This is a genomic window from Promicromonospora xylanilytica (genome assembly GCF_054782895.1).
In genome coordinates this window covers 133,560-154,582 of the sequence record NZ_BAAGRP010000020.1, presented here as the reverse complement: position 1 = coordinate 154,582, position 21,023 = coordinate 133,560, and the positions used below count along the sequence as shown (strand labels likewise).

Genomic DNA, 21,023 nt, shown 5'->3' with positions numbered 1-21,023 from the left:
GGGCCAACCCGGCCGAAGCCCTCAACCGCCTACTGTTGACCCAACAAGCAACCGGTGCAACGACCACGTGAGACCACCTAGTCCCCTCGCGAGGTAGTCATGCAGCGAGGTAGTCACCCAGTTCGCGCTGGGTGACTACCTCGCCAAAGGACTACCTCGCCAAAGGACTACCTCGCCAGATGACTACCTCGGCTGGGTCGGTCAGTGGGACTCGCGGTCCTTGGTGTCGCCGATGTAGTCGCGGACCTCGTCGGCGCGGCCGTCGAGGTTCATGTCGGACGAGCGGGCGCGGCGGGCGTCCCAGCGCAGTGAGACAGCGCCCAGGATCGCGGCCAGCACCGACGCGCCGAGAATGGCGATCTTGGCCCCGTCGGTGTGCTCGGAGTCGCCGAACGACAGCTCGCTGATCAGGAGCGACACGGTGAACCCGATGCCGGCCAGGAGGGCGACGGGGAGCAGGTCCCGCACGCCGATGCCGTCGGGCAGCCGCAAGGGGGTGATCCGGGTGATCAGCGCAGTGGTCCCGAGCACGCCCAGCAGCTTGCCCAGGACGAGGCCCGCGGCGATCGCGGCCACGACCGGCTGGCCGATCACGGCACCCGGCCCGTCGCCGTCGACCAGCGAGACGCCCGCGGCGAAGAAGGCGAACACCGGCAGCGCGAAGCCCGACGAGAGCGGCTTGAGCCGGTGCTCGAACTGGGTGGTGCGCGACGCGACCTCGCCGTGCCGGGCGATCGCGGGCACGGTGAAGCCGAGCAGCACGCCGGAGATGGTCGCGTGCACGCCGGACGCGTGCATCAAGGCCCAGGCCACGACGGCGAGCGGTAGCAGGACGAACCAGCGCGGACTGCGCGAGCGGACGTGCCACGCGAACAGCGCCACGCAGACGAGCGTGCCGAGCAGCGCCAGCCAGTGGATCTCGCTGGTGTAGAAGACGGCGATGACGACGATCGCCAGCAGATCGTCCACCACGGCGAGCGTGAGCAGGAAGGTGCGGATCGCCGTGGGCAGGCCACGGCCGAAGATCGCCAGGACGCCGACGGCGAACGCGATGTCGGTGGCGGTCGGGATGGCCCAGCCGTGCAGGGCGCCGGGGTCACCGAAGGCCAGGAGCACGCCGGCGTAGATCAGCGCGGGCATGGCCATGCCGCCCACCGCCGCGATCATGGGTACGCCGGCCTCTTTGGGGTTGCGCAGGCTCCCCGCGACGAACTCCTGCTTGAGCTCCACACCCACGACGAAGAAGAAGATGGCGAGCAGGCCGTCGGCCGCCCAGGTGCTGAGCGACAGGTCGAGGTGGACGGGTAGCGGGCCCAGCATGGCGGGGCCGACGACGGTGCCGGACAACGCCTGGTAGGAGTCCCGCCAGGGGGAGTTGGCCCACAGCAGAGCGAGGAATGCTGCCCCGATCAGGAGCGCACCGCCGGTGGTCTCGCGGGATGCCCAGGCCCGCAGGCGCTGGGTGCGGGTGGGGGCGGCGGCGTTAGGGATCAACGCGTGTCCTCTCGGCTTTGCGGGTGGTCTGAGAAGGACCGGTCGACCCGGTCCACGCCGACCAGCCTTCCCGGCATACCCTCGGTTTTACCCTACCTGCCACGTTGTGGTGCCCTGTTCTTGCCTGGCGGTCTCCCGGGTGTGCCGGTAGTGAGACCTGGGTCACGGTCCCCCCGGCGGGTCACCCTGAGTCCGTCGCGACACAGGCCGCGCGGAGCTTGCTGATCGTGTTCCAGTTCCGGGCTGTGGTCGGCGCGCCGACGGCCTTCTCGATCACGTTCGCGGTGAGCTTCGACCGGCCGATGCCGTCCACGTAGTGCACGTACAGCACGCCCGCGCCGGTCGCGAGCAGCTCCCTGCCCGGGTGGCCCAGATCGAGCCGCGCGACCCCCGCCTCGTCCAGCTCACCGAACGGCACGTGCACCTGGAGCTGCGCCGGGTGGTCCCGCGCGGCGCCCGGGAAAGGATTGGCGAGGGCTATCGCGTCGAGCTGCGCGGCGCTGAGCGCGACGGTGGGCACATCCTGACCGATGCGCTCGCTGAGGCGGGTCCGCACCAGACGGGCGACGTCGGCGGGGCCGGCAGCGCCGGACGTGCCCGGCGTGGCCACCAGGTTCCCGCTGTTCAGGAGCGTACGGGCGCCCCCGAGGCCGGCGGCTTCGGCGGCACCGAGCAGGTCGGCGGACGTGACCCGCAGGTCGGTCCCGATGTTGACGGCGCGGAGGAGGATGGCGAAGGAGACCATGCGTCCCATCCTGCCGGTACGGCGCGTCTCTCAGCGAGTTTTGCCATTTCTTGGGGCCCGAGTCAAGCCATTGCCATCGTGTGAACAGTTCGTGACAACTTGCGACCCGCCGGGGCGTGTCTCTGGTCATGGGATGGCAGGGCGCGTAGTTTCCCCTGTGAGGGACGGCACCCAGTCGCCCCTTCGGGAGGCCAACCTATGGAGTGCTTGCTCCGTGGAGAAGGGCCGGCCCCGGCTCTGCGCCACGCCGCGGCGCTCCGAGTCGGTCGCTCGGCCCATCCACCAGCCCCGGTTCGTCCGGGTCGGTTCCGCCGGCAGGCGGTGCCCACCAGGTAGCGACGTGACTGTCACGGCGCTTCGGCGCCGGAGGGAGAACCGCAGTGAGCCATTCCGCACACACCACCCGTCCGACCGACCAGAGTGCCGACGCCGCTCCCGGCGCGGCAGGTGACGAACGCAGGACCTTCGTCATCGACACGTCTGTGCTGTTGAGTGATCCGAAGGCGATGTTGCGGTTCGCGGAGCACGACGTCGTACTCCCGATCGTCGTGATCACGGAGCTGGAGGCCAAGCGTCACCACCCCGAGCTCGGGTACTTCGCCCGAAGCGCCCTGCGGATGCTGGACGGGCTGCGCGTGCGGCACGGCCGCCTCGACTCACCCGTCCCCGTCGGGGACACGGACGGAACTCTGCGGGTGGAGCTCAACCACGTCGACCCGACGGTCCTGCCCGCCGGCTTCCGGCTGGGTGACAACGACACCCGGATCCTCGCGGTGGCCGCCAACCTGGCGGCCGAGGGCAACATCGTCACGGTGGTCTCCAAGGACCTGCCGATGCGGGTGAAGGCGTCCGCCGTCGGGCTGCAGGCCGAGGAGTACAAGGCCGAGCTCGCGGTGGACTCGGGCTGGACCGGGATGCGGGAGATCGACCTGTCCGACGAGCAGATGGGATCGCTCTGGGAGAACGAGTCGGTCGAGATCGCGTCCCTCGACCCGGCGACGGTCGAGGCCGCCTCGCCGCTGCTGGTGCACACCGGGATGGTGGTGCACTCGCCGGGCGGCTCCGCGCTCGGGCGGGTGACGGCGGACAAGCGGGTGCGGCTGGTCCGCGGCGACCAGGAGGTGTTCGGGGTGCACGGCCGCTCCGCGGAGCAGCGTGTGGCGATCGACCTGCTGCTCGACCAGGAGATCGGCATCGTCTCGCTCGGCGGGCGCGCCGGTACGGGTAAGTCGGCGCTCGCCCTGTGCGCCGGCCTGGAGTCCGTGCTGGAGCGGCAGCAGCACCGCAAGGTGGTCGTCTTCCGCCCCCTGTACGCGGTGGGCGGGCAGGAGCTGGGCTACCTGCCCGGTTCCGAGTCCGAGAAGATGAACCCCTGGTCGCAGGCCGTCTACGACACCCTCGGTGCGCTGGTCTCGCCCGCCGTGGTCGATGAGGTCATCGAGCGGGACATGCTCGAGGTGCTGCCGCTCACGCACATCCGAGGACGGTCCCTGCACGACTCGTTCGTCATCGTCGACGAGGCGCAGTCGCTCGAGCGGAACGTCCTGCTGACGGTGCTGTCGCGGATCGGCCAGAGCTCGCGCGTGGTGCTCACGCACGACGTCGCGCAGCGCGACAACCTGCGGGTCGGGCGGCACGACGGCGTCGCGGCGGTCATCGAGGCGCTCAAGGGGCACCCGCTCTTCGCGCACGTCACCCTGACCCGCTCGGAGCGCTCCCCGGTCGCGGCACTGGTGACCGACATGCTGGAGCGTCTGGAGGTCTGACCCGCCGGGCCGGCCCCGGACATGTCAGACGCTCAGGTCACCTGCGTGACCTGAGCGTCTGACATGCTCCTGAGCTGCAGCGCACCGCCGGGCGGAAACCCCCCAGCCCCGCAGCCCGGCGGTGCGTTTCTCCGAGTGCACGAGTGACAGTAGCAGCATTAGGTAAGCCTAACCAAAGGAATCTCACGAAGCGGCCGACCTTTCGGTCCGTCTGCTGTCGCAATTGGGGTTTGTCTCCCTTGTCGGATATAGCATCGGACCATGCTGATTGCCGAAGACTTCCTGCTGCTCGCCGTCGACGACGAGACGGGCAAGACCGCCAACGTCGACAACCTGGGTGTTCGCCTCGCGGGTGCGCTCCTGGCCGACCTCGCTGCCGCGAACAAGACCCTCATGCGGGGCGCGCCGGAGGCCGGCGCGACCAAGGAGGAGCGCGAGAAGGCCGGGGACACCACGATCCTCGTCACCGACAACGCACCCACCGGCCACGTGGCCCTCGACGCCGCCCTGCAGGCCGTGCTCGACACGCCCGAGGCGCCGGCGCGGAAGGTCGTCGAGGCCATCTCCGACAAGGCGGAGGACAACCTGCTGGCGGCCCTCGTCGAGCGCGGGATCCTCGAGAAGGAGGAGTCCAAGCTCTTCCGGATGCTTCCGGTCACCCGCTGGCCCGCAGCCGACTCGAGCCACGAGGTCGCGCTGCGCGCCAACCTGACGAAGGTCCTGCTCGAGGGTGCGGAGCCCGACGAGCGCACCGCCACCCTGATCTCCCTGCTGCACGGGTCCGGCCTGGTGGCCGGTCTGGTCGGCAAGGAGCAGCGCAAGGCCGCCGAGGAGCGTGCCGAGGAGATCGCCGGCAGCGAGTGGGGCGTCGCCACGGTCGCGACCCAGGTCGCCATCGCCGCGACGGTCGCCACGGTCGCGACCGTCGGTGTCGCCGCGGCGGCGTTCATCCTGCTGTCGAGCGACGCCGACAAGCCCGCCGACGCGGCCACCGGGGCAGTCGAGGCTCCCGTCTCCTGACCTGATCCGTTCGGCACCTGCCGACAGAAGCCACGAGGGCCGCTCCCCGCAGGGGGAGCGGCCCTCGTCGCTGTCCGCTTCCGTGGCGCTCAGGACTGCGCCGTGGTTCAGGCCTGCGGCGTGGTTCAGGCCTGCAGCGTGGTTCAGGCCTGCGGCGGGCGGGTCATCGACAGCACGTCCAGCGCGGTGTCGAGCTGCTCCTCGGTGAGCTCGCCCCGCTCGACGAAGCCGAGGTCGAGCACGGCCTGGCGCACCGTGATGCCCTCCTTGACGGCCGTCTTGGCGACCTTGGCGGCGGCCTCGTAGCCGATCACGCGGTTCAGCGGCGTCACGATCGACGGCGACGACTCGGCGAGCGCGCGGGCACGCTCGACGTTCGCGGTGATGCCGGAGACCGTCTTGTCCGCCAGCACGCGCGACGAGTTCGACAGCAGACGGATCGACTCCAGCACACCCTGGGCGATCACCGGGATCTGCACGTTCAGCTCGAAGGTCCCGGACGCGCCGGCCCACGTCACCGTGGCGTCGTTGCCGATGACCCGGGCGCACACCATGAGCACGGCCTCGGGGATGACCGGGTTGACCTTGCCGGGCATGATCGAGGAGCCCGGCTGCAGGTCGGGCAGTGCGATCTCGCCCAGGCCGGTGTTGGGGCCGGACCCCATCCACCGCAGGTCGTTGCAGATCTTCGTCACGGACACCGCGATGGTGCGTAGTGCACCGGACAGCTCCACCAGACCGTCCCGCGCGGACTGCGCCTCGAAGTGGTCCCGCGCCTCGGTCAGCGGCAGGCCCGTGTCCTCGGCCAGCAGGGCGATGACGCGCTGCGGGAAGCCCGCGGGGGTGTTGATGCCCGTGCCGACGGCGGTGCCGCCCAGCGGCACCTCCGCGGCGCGCGGCAGCGCAGCCTGCAGGCGCTCGACGCCGTAGCGGATCGCGGCTGCGTACCCGCCGAACTCCTGGCCGAGCGTGACCGGGGTGGCGTCCATCAGGTGCGTGCGGCCGGACTTCACGACCGTCGCGAACTCCTCGGACTTCGCCTGGAGCGCGTCGGCCAGGTGGGTCAGCGCGGGGACCAGGTCGTTCACGACGCCGGACGTCGCCGCGACGTGCACGGAGGTGGGGAACACGTCGTTCGACGACTGCGACGCGTTGACGTGGTCGTTCGGGTGCACGTCCCGGCCGAGCGACGCGGTGGCCAGCGTCGCGAGGACCTCGTTGGTGTTCATGTTCGACGACGTGCCGGAGCCGGTCTGGAAGACGTCGATCGGGAAGTGGCTGTCGTGCTTGCCGGAGGCGACCTCGTCGGCGGCGGCGACGATGGCGGCGGCGATGTCCCGGTCGAGCACACCGAGCTCAGCGTTCGCGGTGGCGGCGGCCTTCTTCACCCGCGCCAGGGCCTCGATGTGTGCACGCTCGAGCGGAGTGCCGGAGATGGGGAAGTTCTCCACGGCCCGCTGCGTCTGTGCGCGGTACAGGGCGTTCGCGGGGACGCGTACCTCACCCATGGTGTCGTGCTCGATGCGGTATTCGGTCGTGTCGCCGGACTCGGAAGAGCTCGGAGGGACGACGGTGTCAGCAGTCATGGTTCTATCGTGCCGCAGCCTCGCCCCTCCGACGCGCCTGAGCGCGTGACTCCCGTCACCCGGCCGGGGGCAGCTCGCCGATGTCCCCGATCACGTTGACCATGCGCGCGCTGCCGACGTCGAGGTCGTACTCGAGGCCGACCACCGCGCACCGGCCCTCCTCGACGGCTCGGGCGAGGCCCGCCGAGTAGCTGTGCAGCATGCCTACGGTGTGCTTCACGTGCTCACGGCGCAGCACGTCCTGGTCCGCGAGCGCCTCCATCGCGCTGGCGGGATCGCGCGAGGTGATGTTGACGATCGAGGGGAGCACCCGGTCCACCACGGCGCGCACGAACCCGTCCGGCTGCTCGCCCGTCGCGAGCGTGTGCGCGGCTGCCGCCACGGCGCCGCACGAGTCGTGGCCCAGCACGATCACGAGGGGCGCACCGAGCACGTCGACGCCGTACTCGATCGAGCCGATCACCGTGGTGTCCACGACGTGCCCGGCGGTGCGGACCACGAACATGTCCCCGAGGCCCTGGTCGAAGATGATCTCGGCGGCGACGCGAGAGTCCGAGCAGCCGAAGATCACGGTGTGCGGGTGCTGGGCGGCCCGCAGCTCGCGGCGTCGGTCCGCGTTCTGGGACGGGTGCGCCGGCGTGCCCGCGACGAACCGGTCGTTGCCGGCCCGCAGCTGCGCCCAGGCCTCCTGGGGGGTGAGCTGGCTAGGAATCCGGTCCGGGCTCATACGATCTCCGTTCGGCTGGGCGGGTTGGCTCCCGCACGGGACACGGTGATGGCCGCGACGGCGCAGCAGCGGTCAACGATCTGCTGCACGGTCGCCGGGTCGACGGCGTTCAGCGCGTCCCGCCGGTCGGCACCCAGCAGGTCGTGCTCCCACAGCCCGTCGATCAGTGCGCCCATGAACGAGTCGCCGGCGCCCACGGTGTCGACCACCTCGACCCGTGGGGCAACCGCCTCGATCTCACCGGCGTCGGACACGGCGACCGCGCCCTTGCCGCCAAAGGTGACCACCACGAGTGCGGGCGTACCGCGCTGCCAGTCGTGCGCGACGGCCACCGGGTCGGAACCCGGGTAGAGCCACGCCAGGTCCTCGTCGCTGACCTTGACCACGTCGGAGAGCTGCACGAGGGCCTCGACGTGCGGGCGCACGGCGTCGGCGGCGCCCATGATCGCCGGGCGTGCGTTCGGGTCGTACGTCGTGGTCGACGTCGTCCGCGCGGCTTCGAGCACCTGCCGCACCTGGCCGGCGCCCGGCTCGAGCAGCGCGGCGATCGACCCGGTGTGCACGGCGATCGCGTCGCTGCCGCCGACCTGGGCGCTCGGCTCGGAGCTGGTTCCGCTGCCCGGCATCGCCTGGGCGGGCACCTGCCAGGTCAGGTCGAAGTCGTAGGTGGCGGATCCGGCGGCGTCCAGCGTGGCCACGGCGACGCTGGTGCGCTCGGCGCCGTCACTGCCCGGCACGAGCACGACGTGGGACTCGGCGAGCCAGTCGCGCACCAGGTCGCCTCGCGCGTCGGCACCGAGCCAGGTCGCGAGCCGGACGTCCCGGTCCAGGCGGCCCAGCGTGAGCGCCACGTTGGCGATGCTGCCACCGGGATGCTCGGCGGCGGTGCCGTCCGGGCGGCGTACCTCGTCCACCAGTGCCTCGCCCACGGCGAGCACGTACGCGCTCACTCGGCGTCCTCCGGCGAATCGACGGTCCCGTTCTGGGCGGCGGCGAGGCGCGCGCGGGCGCCGTCGAGCCACTCCTGGCAGCGGGCAGCCAGGGCCTCGCCGCGCTCCCAGAGCGCGAGCGACGCCTCCAGCGGCTCGCCACCGGTCTCCAGCCGCCCGACCACCTGCACGAGCTCGTCGCGTGCCTGCTCATAGCTGAGGTTCGCGACGTCAGGGGCGTCCTTGGCCGGATCGGTACCGGCATCCGTCACAGCATCTGTACTCACGGGAACAGTCAACAGCACGTCACCGACATCCGTGGTCTCCGTCCACAGGTTCGACATCGTGCGTCTCGCGACGGCGGCCCGGACACCGGATCGGTGAAACAGTTTGGTCCTGACCGGTCCGGCGTCGGACCATGGTGACCCATGGGCCATCTTGAGGTAGCGCACGCCGAGTACCACCTGCCGGACGGCCGGACCCTGCTGGGGGACGTCTCGTTCCGCGTGGGCGAGGGCAGCGCGACGGCGATCGTCGGCCCGAACGGCGCGGGCAAGACGACCCTGCTGCGCATCATCACCGGCGAGCTGACCCCGCACGGCGGCTCCGTGGCGGTGAGCGGCGGGCTCGGCGTGATGCGCCAGTTCGTCGGCTCGGTGCGCGACGAGACCACGGTGCGCGACCTGCTCGTCTCCGTCTCGGCGCCGCGCCTGCGCGAGGTGGCGCGCGCCGTCGACGAGGCGGAGCACGCGATGCTGACCGTCGACGACGAGGCCGCCCAGATGGCCTACGCGCAGGCGCTGTCGGACTGGGCAGAGGTGCGCGGCTACGAGGCGGAGACCCTGTGGGACGTCTGCACCATGGCCGCACTCGGCATCCCCTACGACCGGGCGCAGTTCCGCGAGGTGCGCACGATGTCGGGCGGTGAGCAGAAGCGGCTCGTGCTGGAGGCGCTGCTGCGGGGCACGGACGAGGTGCTGCTGCTCGACGAGCCGGACAACTACCTGGACGTGCCGGGCAAGCGGTGGCTGGAGGACCAGCTCAGGGCCACCAAGAAGACCATCCTGTTCGTGTCGCACGACCGGGAGCTGCTGTCGCGCGCCGCGGACCGGATCGTGTCGCTGGAGCCCGGCCCGGCAGGCGCGGACGCGTGGGTGCACGGCGGCGGTTTCGCCACGTTCCACGACGCGCGGCGTGAGCGGTTCGCGCGGTTCGAGGAGCTGCGCCGGCGCTGGGACGAGAAGCACGCGCAGCTCAAGAAGCTGGTCCTGACGCTGCGGAACCAGGCGGCGAGCAGCCCCGACATGGCGTCGCGGTACCGGGCGGCGCAGACCCGGCTGAGGAAGTACGAGGAGGCGGGGCCTCCGCCGGAGCCGCCGCGCGAGCAGGACATCACGATGAAGCTGCGTGGGGGTCGCACCGGCCTGCGTGCCGTGACCTGCGAGGGGCTGGAGCTCACCGGGCTCATGAAGCCCTTCGACCTGGAGGTCTTCTACGGCGAGCGGGTGGCGGTGCTCGGCTCGAACGGGTCGGGCAAGTCCCACTTCCTGCGCCTGCTCGCGGGTGGCGACGTCGCGCACACGGGCTCGTGGAAGCTCGGGGCGCGGGTGGCCGCCGGGCACTTCGCGCAGACGCACGCGCACCCGGAGCTGTTCGGTCGCGCGCTGCTCGACATCCTGTGGGAGGACCACGCGCAGGACAAGGGCAAGGCGATGGCGCGGCTGCGTCGCTACGAGCTCACCGAGCAGGCGGACCGGCCCTTCGACCGGCTGTCCGGCGGACAGCAGGCCAGGTTCCAGATCCTGCTGCTCGAGCTCGCCGGATCGACGGCGCTGCTGCTGGACGAGCCCACCGACAACCTCGACCTCGAGTCGGCCGAGGCGCTGCAGGAGGGCCTCGAGTCCTTCGACGGCACCGTGCTGGCCGTGACGCACGACCGCTGGTTCGCGCGGTCGTTCGACCGGTACCTCGTCTTCGGGTCCGACGGCGTGGTGCGCGAGACGGCCGAGCCCGTCTGGGACGAGCGGCGGGTGGAGCGCGAGCGGTAGACCGCGGCGCGGCTCACCCGACCGCGGCGCGGCTCACGCGGGCGCGACGCCGTGCTCGGCGAGCCGCTCCAGCAGCACGTCGTGCCCCTCCTTGATCCGCCACTGGACGGCGGGCATCCCGGTCGACCGTGCGCCCTCGACGTTGGGGGAGTGGTCGTCGATGAAGAGGATCGCCGCCGGCTCGGCCCCGATCCGCGTCGCGGCCTTCTGGAAGAACGCGGCATCCGGTTTGGCGACCCCGAGGTCGCAGGAGTAGAGCTTGACGTCGAACAGCTCGTCGTAGGGCAACGCGGCGCGCATGTAGTCGGCCCGGCGCCGCACCTGGTTGGTCCCCAGGTGCACGCCGTACCCGGCGTCGCGCAGCTCGCCGACCAGTTCCAGCGAGGCCGGCGACGTGGCGATGTTCTGCCAGACCGCCGCGAACAGGTCGGCGGGCGCCACGTCGACGTCGTACTGCCGCAGGACGTCGGCCAGGAGGGGCAGGAAGTCGTCGTCTCCCGCCAGGAGCGGTCGCTCGTACTCCGAGGCGAGATTGAGGATCTCGCGGGCGCGCTCGCCGAGGAGGGCTTCCGCCGAGGCGTAGAAGCCGTCGCGGCTCTCCTGGAGCACGCCGTCGGCGTCGAAGAGAACGTGTCGGATGGTCGTCACCAGCGAACCGTAGCGGTTCGAGGTGAAGCCGCCGGCGTGCCGGTCACAGATCCGCGGGGTCCCCGGTCGAACTCATGACGGGCCGTCCGGCCCGTCGCGAACACCTCATGAGCACGTGGGAGCACACCATGAAGATCGTAGTCATCGGCGGTACCGGCCTCGTCGGCAGCCAGGTCGTGAAGAACCTGACGGACCACGGGCACGAGGCCGTGGCCGCGTCGCCGCAGACCGGAGTGAACACGCTGACCGGTGAGGGCCTGGCTCAGGTGCTCGAGGGCGCCCAGGTGGTGGTCGACCTCAGCAACTCGCCCTCGTTCGCGGAGGAGGACGTCACCCGCTTCTTCCGCACGTCGACCACGAACCTCCTCGACGCCGAGGCGGCGGCCGGGGTACAGCACCACGTGATCCTCTCGATCGTGGGCGCCGAGCTGGTCGACGCCGGGTACATGCGGGCCAAGATCCTGCAGGAGGACCTGGTCAAGGCCTCCGGCTCCGGCTGGTCGATCGTCCGGTCCACGCAGTTCTTCGAGTTCCTCGCCTCGATCGCCGACACGGCGACCGTCGACGGAGTCGTCCACATGGCACCGGTGCGGTTCCAGCCGATCGCGTCGGCGGACGTCGCGCGCTTCGTCGCCCGGACGGCCGCGGGGACACCACTCGGCACGACGATCGAGATCGCCGGGCCGGAGACCTTCGGGTTCGACGAGATCGTGCGCACGCACCTCGCGTCGAAGGGGGACCCGCGCGAGGTCCGCACCGACCCCAGCGCCACCTACTTCGGTGCGCCGCTGCAGGACGGCGAGCTCGTGCCGCACGGGGAGGCCCTGCTGGGCGACGTCAGCTACGAGCAGTGGCAGAAGGCCCAGGCGTAGCGTCGTCCGAGCCCTCCGGCGTGGCTCGGCCCGTCCGGGCCCGCCGGAGCGGGTCGAGCTTCTCCGGGTTCATCTGCCACATGAGCTCGTGCAGGCCGTCGGCAAAGACCGTGGCGGACAGCACGCCGACCACCGCGCCGTCCCGCTCCATCACCATGCCCTCCTCGCCGTTGACCTCGATCGGCCGCGTGGTGATCCCCGCCCAGAAGATCTCGGCGAACGAGGACAGCACCCGCGCCACCTTGGAGCGGCCCGTGACCGCGACCCGCGCCACATGCTTGGCGGTCCCGTTGCTGTCGGCCCTGGTCACGACGTTCTCGGCGAGCAGCTCCTCCAACCGAGCGACGTCGCCCACCCGTGCGGCGGCAAGGAACGCGTCCAGGAGCGCGCGGCGCTCCGTGGCGCTCACCGTGTTACGCCGCTCGGACGCGAGGTGCTTGCGGGCCCGGCTCACGAGCTGGCGCGTGGCCGTGGGAGACACCCCGACGATCCGCGCGATCTCCGGGTAGCCGTAGTCGAACGCCTCGCGCAGCACGTACGCGGCACGCTCGGTCGGACTCAGGCGCTCCAGCAGCACGAGCACGGCGACGCTCAGAGCCTCTGCCCGTTCGGCGCCGAGCGTCGGGTCCTCGCTCGTGTCCACGGGCTCCGGCAGCCACGGCCCGACATACGTCTCGCGCCGCGAGCGTGCGCTCTGCAGCACGTTGATCGCCAGCCGTGTCGTCGTGGTGGTGAGAAACGCCTGCGGGTTCACGACCACCGACCGGTCGGTCGTCTGCCACCGCACCCACGTCTCCTGCACCACGTCCTCGGCCTCGGCCGCCGAGCCGAGCATCCGGTACGCGATACCGAACAGCCGCCGGCGTGCGGTGGCGAACACCGCTGCCGCGTCCTCCAGCGTGGTGTCGACGTCGCCTGTCATCCGAGTCTCCCTGGCATGCTGACACGACCGTACGCGACCAAAAGTCCTTGGACCCGGTCCAGGAGCGGGTGAACATGTTGCCATGACCACACCCGACCCGATCTTCGTCGATCCTCGCCTGGCACGGCTCTACGACGCCTTCGACGACGACCGCGGCGACCTCGACCTCTACACGGGCATCGCGGGACGCCTCGGCGCGCGCACCGTGCTCGACGTCGGCTGCGGAACCGGGGTGCTCGCCCTGCTGCTGGCCAGGCGCGGGCTGCGCGTCACGGGCGTCGACCCGGCCGCCGCGTCGCTCGAGGTCGCCCGCGGCAAGCCCGGTGCCAGGGCCGTCACCTGGATCGAGGGCGGAGCCGAGGCCGTGGCGGACCTGGGCCTCTCCGCCGACCTCGCGACCATGACCGGGAACGTCGCGCAGGTGTTCACCACCGACGCCGGGTGGGCCGGGGCGCTCGCGGCGGTCCACGACGCGCTGCGGCCCGGCGGGACCCTCGTGTTCGAGACCCGGATACCGGCACGGCAGGCCTGGCTGGGCTGGACCCGGGAGCACAGGTCAGCCCGCCGTGACATACCCGGCATCGGTGAGGTCGAGATGTGGAACGACCTCCTGGAGGTCGCGCTCCCGCTGGTCACCTTCCAGGGCTCCTACCGCTTCCCACCGGGCGTGCTGCCCGACGGCGACGTGGTGACCTCGGTCTCGACCCTGCGGTTCCGCGAGCGGGACGAGATCGAGGAGTCGTTGGACGCCGCCGGGTTCGAGGTGGACGAGGTGCTGGACGCACCGGACCGGCCGGGGCTGGAGTGGGTGTTCGTGGCGCGCCGGTCCTGAGCACGGCCGGCGGGCCGGCGTCGCCTACGGGAGGCGGGCGGTGACGTCGGCGTCCAGCGCGCCCTCCGCGAGGCGGACGTGCACGCCCGCGCCGACCTCGACGTCGTCGGGCCGCCGCACCACGTGGCCGTCCGCCCGCTGCACGACGGCGTAGCCCCGTTCCAGCGTCGACGCGGGGGACAACGCCCGCACCTGGGCGCCGAGCCGCCCGATCTCGCCGCTCGCGCGCAGCAACAGCGCGTTCAGCGCGTCGCGGCTGTGCCGGAGTGCCTGGACGATGTCGCGCTCACGTGACTCCAGCATCGTGTGCGGCACGGCGAGGACCGGGCGCGAGCGGACGCCGTCGAGCCCGTGCTGTTCCCGGTCGAGCATCGCGGTGACGGCTCCGCGCATCCGACCGCGTGCCTGGGTGAGTCGCAGGCGTTCCTCGGAGACGTCGGGCACGATCCGCTTGGCGGCGTCCGTGGGCGTGGACGCGCGGTAGTCGGCGACCAGGTCCAGCAGCGGCGCGTCGGTCTCGTGGCCGATGGCACTGACGAGGGGAGTACGGGCCTGCGCGGCGGCGCGCACCATCGACTCGTTGCTGAACGGCAGCAGGTCCTCGACGGAGCCGCCGCCGCGGGCCACGACGATGACGTCGACGGCGGGGTCCTGGTCGAGCTCCGCTATGGCGTTCGACACCTCGCGCACCGCGCCCACGCCCTGGACCGCGACCTCGCGGATCTCGAACCGCACCTGGGGCCAGCGGGCCCGGGCGTTCACCACGACGTCGTGCTCCGCCTTCGACTCGCGACCGCACACGAGGCCCACGACGGCGGGCAGGAAGGGAAGCTTCCGCTTGCGGGAGAGGTCGAACAGGCCCTCCGCGGCGAGGATCTTCTTCAGCGCCTCGATCCGGGCGAGCAGCTCCCCGACACCGACGGCCCTGATCTCGTTCGCCTGCAGCTGCAGCGTGCCGCGCTTGGTCCAGAACACCGGCTTGGCGTGCACGACCACGTGGTCGCCCTCTGCCGGCAGCTGGGCCAGTGTGCCGAGCACACGCGAGAAGATGGTGACGGGCAGCGAGGCGTCCGCATCGGTGTCCCGGAGCGTCAGCCACTGCATACCGGAACCGGGGCGCTGGTTGAACTGCACCACCTGACCCTCGACCCAGACCGGCGGCATCCTGTCGATGTAGCCCTTGATCTTCTCCGCGAGCAGCCGGACCGGCCACGGGCTGGTGGGGGTGGTGTCGAGGGCTTTCTGGGGGAGCTCGCCGGGGAGAGGTCGTCGGGTTGGTTCCGTCACGTGTCCAACCCTGCCACCCACCACCCACACAAGCCCTCCGCACGCCGTGCCTAGACTGCGGGTGTGAGTGTCACGAGCCCTGAGCGTCCTGCTGAGACCCAGACCAAGCGAGTCCTGCTGGCTGCGCCCCGTGGTTATTGCGCGGGCGTTGACCGCGCCGTCGTCGCCGTGGAGAAGGCACTGGAGACGTACGGCACACCTGTCTATGTGCGCAAGGAGATCGTGCACAACAAGCACGTGGTGGAGACCCTGCGTGAGCGTGGGGCCATCTTCGTCAACGAGACCGACGAGGTACCGGAGGGCGGTCGGCTCGTGTTCTCGGCGCACGGCGTGTCCCCCGCCGTGCGCGCCTCCGCGGTGGCCCGCAGCCTCGACACCATCGACGCGACCTGCCCGCTGGTCACCAAGGTGCACAAGGAGGCCGTCCGGTTCGCGAAGGACGACTACGACATCCTGCTGATCGGGCACACCGGTCACGAGGAGGTCGAGGGCACGGCCGGGGAGGCCCCCGAGCACGTGCAGGTCGTGAACTCGCCGGACGACGTGGACCAGGTCGTGGTGCGCGACCCCGAGAAGGTCGTGTGGATCTCGCAGACGACGCTCTCGGTGGACGAGACCATGGAGACCGTGCGCCGGCTGCGGCAGAAGTTCCCGACGCTGCAGGACCCGCCGAGCGACGACATCTGCTACGCCACGCAGAACCGTCAGGTGGCGGTGAAGAAGCTGGCCCCGGAGTGCGAGCTCGTCATCGTCGTGGGGTCGGCCAACTCGTCCAACTCCGTGCGCCTGGTCGAGGTGGCGCTCCAGGCCGGCGCCGCCGCCTCCTACCGGGTGGACCGCAAGACGGAGATCAAGGACGAGTGGCTCGAGGGCGTCACCACGGTGGGCGTCACCTCGGGTGCCTCGGTGCCCGAGATCCTGGTGGAGGACGTCCTCGCGCACCTCGCCGAGCGCGGGTTCGGCACGGTCGACGAGGTCCGGACCGCTACCGAGGACCTGATGTTCTCGCTGCCGCGCGAGCTGCGTGCCGGGCTCAAGGCCGCAGGCGAGGAGTCCAAGCGCCCGCGCCGCGAGGAGCGCAAGGAGCTCCCGCAGGCCTGATGCCGCGGCATCGTGTTCGGTAGTACGTCAGGAGGTCGGCACCCCGGGGTGCCGACCTCCTGACGTACTACCGAACATCCGGGACCGGACTCAGCCCGCCGCCGCGCCGTTCTTCGGCTTGGCCCCGGTCTGCTGCTCGACCGCTTCCAGGGCGCGCTTGTCGTTCACGGCGAGCTCGGTGACCTCCAGCTGCTGCACGAGCACGCCGTCGTTGTCCTGCGCCCGGTCGATCGCGACCACTCCACCCTCGTCCGCCGCCAGGAGCTCCGGCTTGGTGATGGGGCGCGGAACCTCCTCGATGCCCCTGACCTCGTCGATCGTGTCCCGCTCGTCGACCACGTCGAGCTCCACCATCCGGCGGGCCGACGTGAGCACGTTGCGCTCCAGCGAACCGATCATCTGGTTGTAGCTCTTCGTCGCCGACTCCAGCGCACGGCCCGTCTTGGTGACGTGCCCTGTCATGGTGACCAGGCGGGCGTAGAGCTCCTTGCCGACCGTGAGCACCTTCTGCGCGTTCTCCGCCAGGGCCTCCTGCCGCCACGCGTACGCGACCGTACGCAGGAGGGCGAGCATCGTGGTGGGTGTGGCGATGATGACGTTCCTCTGCGCCGCGTACTCCAGCAGCTCGGGAGCGCGTTCGAGCGCCGCCGACAGGAACGCCTCCGCCGGCACGAACATCACGACGAACTCGGGCGCCGGCTCGAACTGGTTCCAGTACTTCTTTCCCGCCAGGTCGTCCACGTGCTTGCGCATGTGCCGCACGTGGGCGTCGAGCCGCTGGTCGCGGTACGTCGCGTCGTCGGACTGCTGCGCCTCCAGGAAGCCGAGGAACGCGACCTTGGAGTCCACGACCACGCGCTTGCCACCGGCGAGGTTGATGACCATGTCGGGGCGCAGCGTGCCGTCGTCGGTGGCGACCTGTGCCTGCTCGGTGAAGTCGACACGGTTGATCATGCCGGCCGACTCCACGACCTTGCGCAGCTGCAGCTCGCCCCACGCCCCGCGGGTCTGCGACGAGCGCAGCGCGGTGACCAGGTCGGCCGTCCCGTTGCGCAGGTCGGCCGACACCTCGGCGACGTTACGCATCTGCTCCACCAGAGCGCCCTGGCCCTCGATGCGGGCCTTCTCCGCCTGGAGCACCTCGCTGCGCACCAGCTCCACCGCCTTGGTCAGCGGGTCCACGAGCGACTTCACGGCCTCCTCACGCTTGGCGAGCGCCTGCTCGCCGTCCGAGGCAGACCGCTTGAGCCGCTCCTCCGCGAGCTCGAGGAAACGCTTGCTGTTCGCGTCGAGAGCGTCGCCGGCGAGTGCCTGGAACTGGCGGCGTGCGTTCTCCTGCTCGGTACGTGCCGCGGCGATCTGCTCGGTGGCGCGCTCGCGGGCCGCGGCGATCTGCTCGTCCGCTCGAGCCTGGGCGGCGGCGATCCGCTGCTCGGCCGACTCGGCCTGGGTGCGCAGGCGTACGGACTCCAGGTCCGCCTCACGGAGCGCGGGCGTCACCCGCTGTGCGTGGCCGAGCCACCCCAGCAGCGTGCCGACGACGAGAGCGCCGATGGCCAGCAGAATCGTTGCGACGATGTCCATGTGCGACAGGCTGCCACGTGCCACTGACAGTCCGGGCCGACGACACCCCGGGCGTTCGAGATAGCCCGGTATGGCCCGTAGTGGTGGCATCCGCCCGGAGACGGATGCTCAATCACCCGCACTCATCCACGCGGCGGATCCGTCGTGTCGGACGGCGCGACTACGTTGGGTGCCATGACGACCCCAGTCGACCCGATCCCGCCGGGCAGCCCCGGGACGCACGGGACCCAGGAGCCGCCCCCGTACGACTCTTCCGCGGCGCTCAGCGTGCGTGGCCTCTGGAAGCGGTTCGGGCAGAAGATCGCCGTGTCCGGCGTCAACCTTGACGTGCCCGCCGGCTCCTTCTACGGCCTGGTCGGCCCGAACGGGGCGGGCAAGACGACGATGCTCTCGATGGCGACGGGGTTGCTGCGGCCCGACTTCGGTACGTCCTGGGTGCACGGTGTGGACCTGTGGGCACGGCCCGACGAGGCGAAGGCCACGCTGGGTGTCCTGCCCGACGGCGTGCGCCTGTTCGACCGCCTGACCGGGCGGCAGCTGCTCACGTACGCGGGGATGCTGCGCGGCATGGACCGCGACACCGTGGTGGACCGCACGAACGACCTCCTGCAGGCCTTCGACCTCGTCGCGGACGCGGACACCTTCGTGGTGGACTACTCGGCGGGCATGACCAAGAAGATCGCGCTGGGCAGCGCCATGATCCACGCGCCCCGCACGCTCGTGCTCGACGAGCCGTTCGAGGCGGTGGACCCGGTGAGCGCCGCGAACATCCGCGACATCCTCAAGAGCTACGTGGCGGGCGGCGGGACCGTGATCGTCTCGAGTCATGTCATGGACCTGGTGCAGCGCATGTGTGACCACGTCGCGGTGCTGGCGGCGGGCCACGTGCTCGCGGCGGGCACGGTCGACGAGGTGCGGGGCGAGCAGAGCCTGGAAGACCGGTTCGTGGACCTCGTCGGCGGTCGGCAGCACTCGGAGGGGCTCTCATGGTTGCGCGGTTCCTGACCCTCAAGCTCACGCTGATGGGCAATACGTTCCGCCGGAGCGTCTGGCAGACCATCGGCATGGTCGTCGCCGTCCTGTACGCCCTCGGCACCGTGGGCATGCTGGTGGTCGCCATGATCTTCGTGGGCGTCGCGGGGGACCCGGACTGGGCGGCGGTGGCGATCACCCTCGGTGGCGTCCTGACCGTCGTGGGCTGGTGGCTGATCCCGATCTTCGCCTTCGGTGTGGACGCGACCCTCGATCCGCACCGGTTCTCGACGTTCGCGATCCCCCGGCGCACCCTTCTCGCCGGGCTCGCGGTCGCCGGGCTGGTCTCCGTGCCGGGCATCGCGACGGTGCTCCTCGCGCTCGGGGTCTCCTTCGCCTGGGTGCTGGAGCCGGGAGTGCTTCTCGTGTCGCTCGTCGGCGCCGTGCTCGGGGTCGCCACGTGCGTCCTCGGCTCCCGCGCTCTGACCACGCTCCTCGCTCCCGTGCTGGAGTCCCGGCGGTACCGCGAGGTCGTGACGATCGTGGCGCTGGTGCTCGTCGTGATGATCGGTCCGTTCGTCGGCTGGCTCGCGAACGGCGTCGAGGTGTCGGTGGGGGCGGACGGCGGGGAGACCAGCACGAGCGCGCGGCTGCTGCCGCTGTTCGAGCAGGTCGCCGGCGTCGTGGGCTGGACGCCGTTCGGTGCCGCCTGGTCGCTCGGGGGCGCCGCGCACGCCGGCGACTGGTCGGGTCTGGCCGGGCGCCTCGCCGTCGCCCTCGCCACGATCGCACTGGCCTGGCTGGTCTGGGACCGCGCGCTGGCCCGGTCGCTGGAGCGCCCGCCGGTCGGCGACGGCGGCGGAGGCCGCGCCAAGGGGCTCGGACCGTTCGGCCGGGTGCCGTTCTCGCCCACCTGGGCCGTGGCCGCTCGCACCGCGACCTACTGGCTGCGCGACCCGCGGTACTCCGGCTCCATCGCGATCATCCCGCTGCTGCCGGTCATCATGTACTTCACGAGCCAGAGCACCGGCAGCTTCTTCATGCTCCTGGCCACCGGGCCGTTCGTCGCCTGGATCCTCGGGTTCAGCATCTCCAACGACATCGGCTACGACAACACGGCGTTCGCCCTGCACGTGTCGTCGGGCGTCGACGGGCGTGCCGACCGATGGGGCCGGGCGATCCCGATGCTGGTGATGGGTCCCCTGGTCAGCGCTGCCACGGTGGTGGCGTCGGTCTGGGTGGCCGACTCGTGGCACCTGACGCTGCCACTGCTCGGCCTGGCGTTCGGCCTGCTGCTGGTCAGCACCGGCGTCTCCTGCGCGGCCTCGGCGCGGCTCGTCTACCCGGTCGCCAAGCCGGGGGAGAGCCCGCTGAAGTCTCCGCAGGGCGCCGCGATGGCCACGTTCGTGTCGCAAGGTATCGGGTTCGTCATCACCCTGGGGCTGTCGCTGCCGGTCCTCGCCGTCGGCATCACCGCGATCGTGCTGGGCAGCGTGGTGTGGGGTGTGGTGACCGTCGTGGTCGGCGCCCTGTACGGCGCGCTGATCCTGGTCCTGGCCGTGCGGTTCGGTGCTCGCGTGTACGACAGGAGGCTGCCGGAGCTGCTCCAGCAGGTGCAGTCGTTCCCGTGATCAATGTCGGTGGCTCGGCCTAGCGTGGGGGGATGACCCACTACACGGCTGACGACGACCTGCGGGGTGCCGAGTTCGACGCGGCAGACCTGACCGGTGCCCGGTTTCGCTTCGCGGACCTCGACGGTGCGGTGTTCGACCAGTCGTACCTGCCCCGCGTCGTGATGCGTGGGGTGGACCTGACCGGTGCAGACATCGACGGAGTCATCGGTGATCTCACGATCAACGGCGTCGAGGTGCTGCCGTTGATCGAGGCAGAGCTGAACCGTCGGCATCCCGGCAGGGAGCACGCCCGGTCCCCGGTGGAGCAGCGGGAGTCGTTCGAGGCGGCGTCGCGGACGTGGTCGGCCACGCTCGACCGGGTCGCGGCGATGCCCGCGGGAACGGTGGACCAGCAGGTCGACGGGGAGTGGTCGGTCGCCCAGACGCTGCGACACCTCGTGTTCGCCGTCGACGGCTGGGTACGCCACGGGGTCCAGGGCCTCGACGGTGCGTTCAGCCCCATCGGCATCCCGTTCTCCGAGTACGACGACGAGGTGGCCGCCCTCGGCGTCGACCTGGCGGCCACGCCGTCGTTCCAGGAGGTGCGGGCCGCCTATGACGACCGCACGGCGCAGGTGCGCGCGCAGTATGACGCGCTCACGCAGGAGGCGTTCGAGGCGCCGGCCCGCCGGCTGCCGCCGTGGGAACCGGAGACGCGCACCCTCCCCGTGCGGCGCTGCCTCGGCGTGATCGTCAACGAGCTCTGGGAACACCACCGGTTCGCGGAGCGTGATCTCGACGAGCTCGAGCGCCGCCGGGGCGCCCGGTAGGCGCCGTCGGCGTCCCCGCCCGAGGCCGGAACGGCCCGACTGACGGC

Annotated in this window: 19 protein-coding genes; 9 read left to right on the top strand and 10 right to left on the bottom strand. The window is 71.2% G+C overall.

The window, feature by feature from the left end:
- Positions 1-201 precede the first annotated feature (201 nt).
- Positions 202-1,494, bottom strand: a complete 1,293-nt coding sequence (gene nhaA, locus ACYVK7_RS17220) for a Na+/H+ antiporter NhaA (protein ID WP_460888947.1) — start codon at positions 1,492-1,494, stop codon at positions 202-204.
- 181 nt (positions 1,495-1,675) lie between these two features.
- Positions 1,676-2,239: a DUF1697 domain-containing protein gene (locus tag ACYVK7_RS17215; protein ID WP_460888946.1), complete on the bottom strand. Its 564-nt coding sequence runs from the start codon at positions 2,237-2,239 to the stop codon at positions 1,676-1,678.
- 506 nt (positions 2,240-2,745) lie between these two features.
- Here ACYVK7_RS17215 and ACYVK7_RS17210 point away from each other — a divergent pair.
- Both ACYVK7_RS17210 and ACYVK7_RS17205 read left to right on the top strand, forming a co-directional pair.
- Positions 2,746-4,005 (top strand): PhoH family protein, encoded by a 1,260-nt coding sequence (locus ACYVK7_RS17210; RefSeq protein ID WP_460888953.1) that lies wholly within the window; start codon positions 2,746-2,748, stop codon positions 4,003-4,005.
- A 261-nt stretch (positions 4,006-4,266) separates the two neighbouring features.
- Complete coding sequence (locus ACYVK7_RS17205) at positions 4,267-5,025, top strand: GOLPH3/VPS74 family protein (RefSeq protein ID WP_460888945.1); 759 nt, start codon at positions 4,267-4,269, stop codon at positions 5,023-5,025.
- A 143-nt stretch (positions 5,026-5,168) separates the two neighbouring features.
- Here ACYVK7_RS17205 and ACYVK7_RS17200 read toward each other — a convergent pair whose 3' ends face one another.
- From ACYVK7_RS17200 to ACYVK7_RS17185, 4 genes are read right to left on the bottom strand one after another with little or no spacing between them, the layout of a single operon-like run.
- Positions 5,169-6,611, bottom strand: coding sequence for a class II fumarate hydratase (locus ACYVK7_RS17200; RefSeq protein WP_460888944.1), 1,443 nt, complete (start codon positions 6,609-6,611; stop codon positions 5,169-5,171).
- Between the two features lie 55 nt (positions 6,612-6,666).
- Positions 6,667-7,338 (bottom strand): carbonic anhydrase, encoded by a 672-nt coding sequence (locus ACYVK7_RS17195; RefSeq protein ID WP_460888943.1) that lies wholly within the window; start codon positions 7,336-7,338, stop codon positions 6,667-6,669.
- Positions 7,335-8,288 (bottom strand): carbohydrate kinase family protein, encoded by a 954-nt coding sequence (locus ACYVK7_RS17190; protein ID WP_460888942.1) that lies wholly within the window; start codon positions 8,286-8,288, stop codon positions 7,335-7,337. The genes ACYVK7_RS17195 and ACYVK7_RS17190 overlap by 4 nt, the downstream gene beginning before the upstream one ends.
- On the bottom strand, positions 8,285-8,539 hold the full coding sequence (locus tag ACYVK7_RS17185) for an exodeoxyribonuclease VII small subunit (RefSeq protein ID WP_460888952.1): 255 nt from the start codon (positions 8,537-8,539) through the stop codon (positions 8,285-8,287). The genes ACYVK7_RS17190 and ACYVK7_RS17185 overlap by 4 nt, the downstream gene beginning before the upstream one ends.
- A 156-nt stretch (positions 8,540-8,695) precedes the next feature.
- On the opposite strand from ACYVK7_RS17185, the gene ACYVK7_RS17180 reads away from it, so the two are divergent.
- On the top strand, positions 8,696-10,315 hold the full coding sequence (locus tag ACYVK7_RS17180; protein WP_460888941.1) for an ABC-F family ATP-binding cassette domain-containing protein: 1,620 nt from the start codon (positions 8,696-8,698) through the stop codon (positions 10,313-10,315).
- Positions 10,316-10,348: 33 nt separating this feature from the next.
- On the opposite strand, the gene ACYVK7_RS17175 is transcribed toward ACYVK7_RS17180, so the two are convergent.
- Positions 10,349-10,963, bottom strand: a complete 615-nt coding sequence (locus ACYVK7_RS17175; protein ID WP_460888940.1) for an HAD family hydrolase — start codon at positions 10,961-10,963, stop codon at positions 10,349-10,351.
- A 128-nt stretch (positions 10,964-11,091) separates the two neighbouring features.
- On the opposite strand from ACYVK7_RS17175, the gene ACYVK7_RS17170 reads away from it, so the two are divergent.
- Positions 11,092-11,835: an SDR family oxidoreductase gene (locus tag ACYVK7_RS17170; RefSeq protein ID WP_460888939.1), complete on the top strand. Its 744-nt coding sequence runs from the start codon at positions 11,092-11,094 to the stop codon at positions 11,833-11,835.
- Here ACYVK7_RS17170 and ACYVK7_RS17165 read toward each other — a convergent pair.
- Complete coding sequence (locus ACYVK7_RS17165; protein WP_460888938.1) at positions 11,801-12,757, bottom strand: RNA polymerase sigma-70 factor; 957 nt, start codon at positions 12,755-12,757, stop codon at positions 11,801-11,803. The two genes, ACYVK7_RS17170 and ACYVK7_RS17165, sit on opposite strands and share 35 nt — an antisense overlap.
- Before the next feature lie 82 nt (positions 12,758-12,839).
- Between ACYVK7_RS17165 and ACYVK7_RS17160 the strand changes: the two genes are divergently transcribed.
- Entirely contained in the window at positions 12,840-13,589 is a 750-nt protein-coding gene (locus ACYVK7_RS17160; protein ID WP_460888937.1) for a class I SAM-dependent methyltransferase, read from the top strand.
- 24 nt (positions 13,590-13,613) lie between these two features.
- Here the strand turns inward: ACYVK7_RS17160 and xseA are convergent, their stop codons facing one another.
- Positions 13,614-14,876, bottom strand: coding sequence for an exodeoxyribonuclease VII large subunit (xseA, locus tag ACYVK7_RS17155; RefSeq protein ID WP_460888936.1), 1,263 nt, complete (start codon positions 14,874-14,876; stop codon positions 13,614-13,616).
- A 63-nt stretch (positions 14,877-14,939) separates the two neighbouring features.
- Here xseA and ACYVK7_RS17150 point away from each other — a divergent pair, with 63 nt between their 5' ends.
- Positions 14,940-15,977 carry a 4-hydroxy-3-methylbut-2-enyl diphosphate reductase gene (locus ACYVK7_RS17150; RefSeq protein WP_460888935.1) on the top strand — a complete coding sequence of 346 codons (1,038 nt, stop codon included), beginning with the start codon at positions 14,940-14,942 and terminating at the stop codon, positions 15,975-15,977.
- A gap of 90 nt (positions 15,978-16,067) precedes the next feature.
- Here the strand turns inward: ACYVK7_RS17150 and ACYVK7_RS17145 are convergent, their stop codons facing one another.
- A complete protein-coding gene (locus ACYVK7_RS17145) occupies positions 16,068-17,561 on the bottom strand; it encodes a DNA recombination protein RmuC (protein WP_460888934.1) in 1,494 nt (497 codons plus the stop codon).
- A gap of 174 nt (positions 17,562-17,735) precedes the next feature.
- Here ACYVK7_RS17145 and ACYVK7_RS17140 point away from each other — a divergent pair, with 174 nt between their 5' ends.
- From ACYVK7_RS17140 to ACYVK7_RS17130, 3 genes are read left to right on the top strand one after another with little or no spacing between them, the layout of a single operon-like run.
- Positions 17,736-18,566: an ABC transporter ATP-binding protein gene (locus ACYVK7_RS17140; RefSeq protein ID WP_460888933.1), complete on the top strand. Its 831-nt coding sequence runs from the start codon at positions 17,736-17,738 to the stop codon at positions 18,564-18,566.
- The gene (locus ACYVK7_RS17135) at positions 18,548-20,164 is read left to right on the top strand and encodes a hypothetical protein (RefSeq protein WP_460888932.1); all 1,617 of its coding nucleotides are present in this window, start codon (positions 18,548-18,550) and stop codon (positions 20,162-20,164) included. The genes ACYVK7_RS17140 and ACYVK7_RS17135 overlap by 19 nt, the downstream gene beginning before the upstream one ends.
- Before the next feature lie 32 nt (positions 20,165-20,196).
- The gene (locus ACYVK7_RS17130; protein ID WP_460888931.1) at positions 20,197-20,976 is read left to right on the top strand and encodes a DinB family protein; all 780 of its coding nucleotides are present in this window, start codon (positions 20,197-20,199) and stop codon (positions 20,974-20,976) included.
- Positions 20,977-21,023 lie beyond the last annotated feature (47 nt).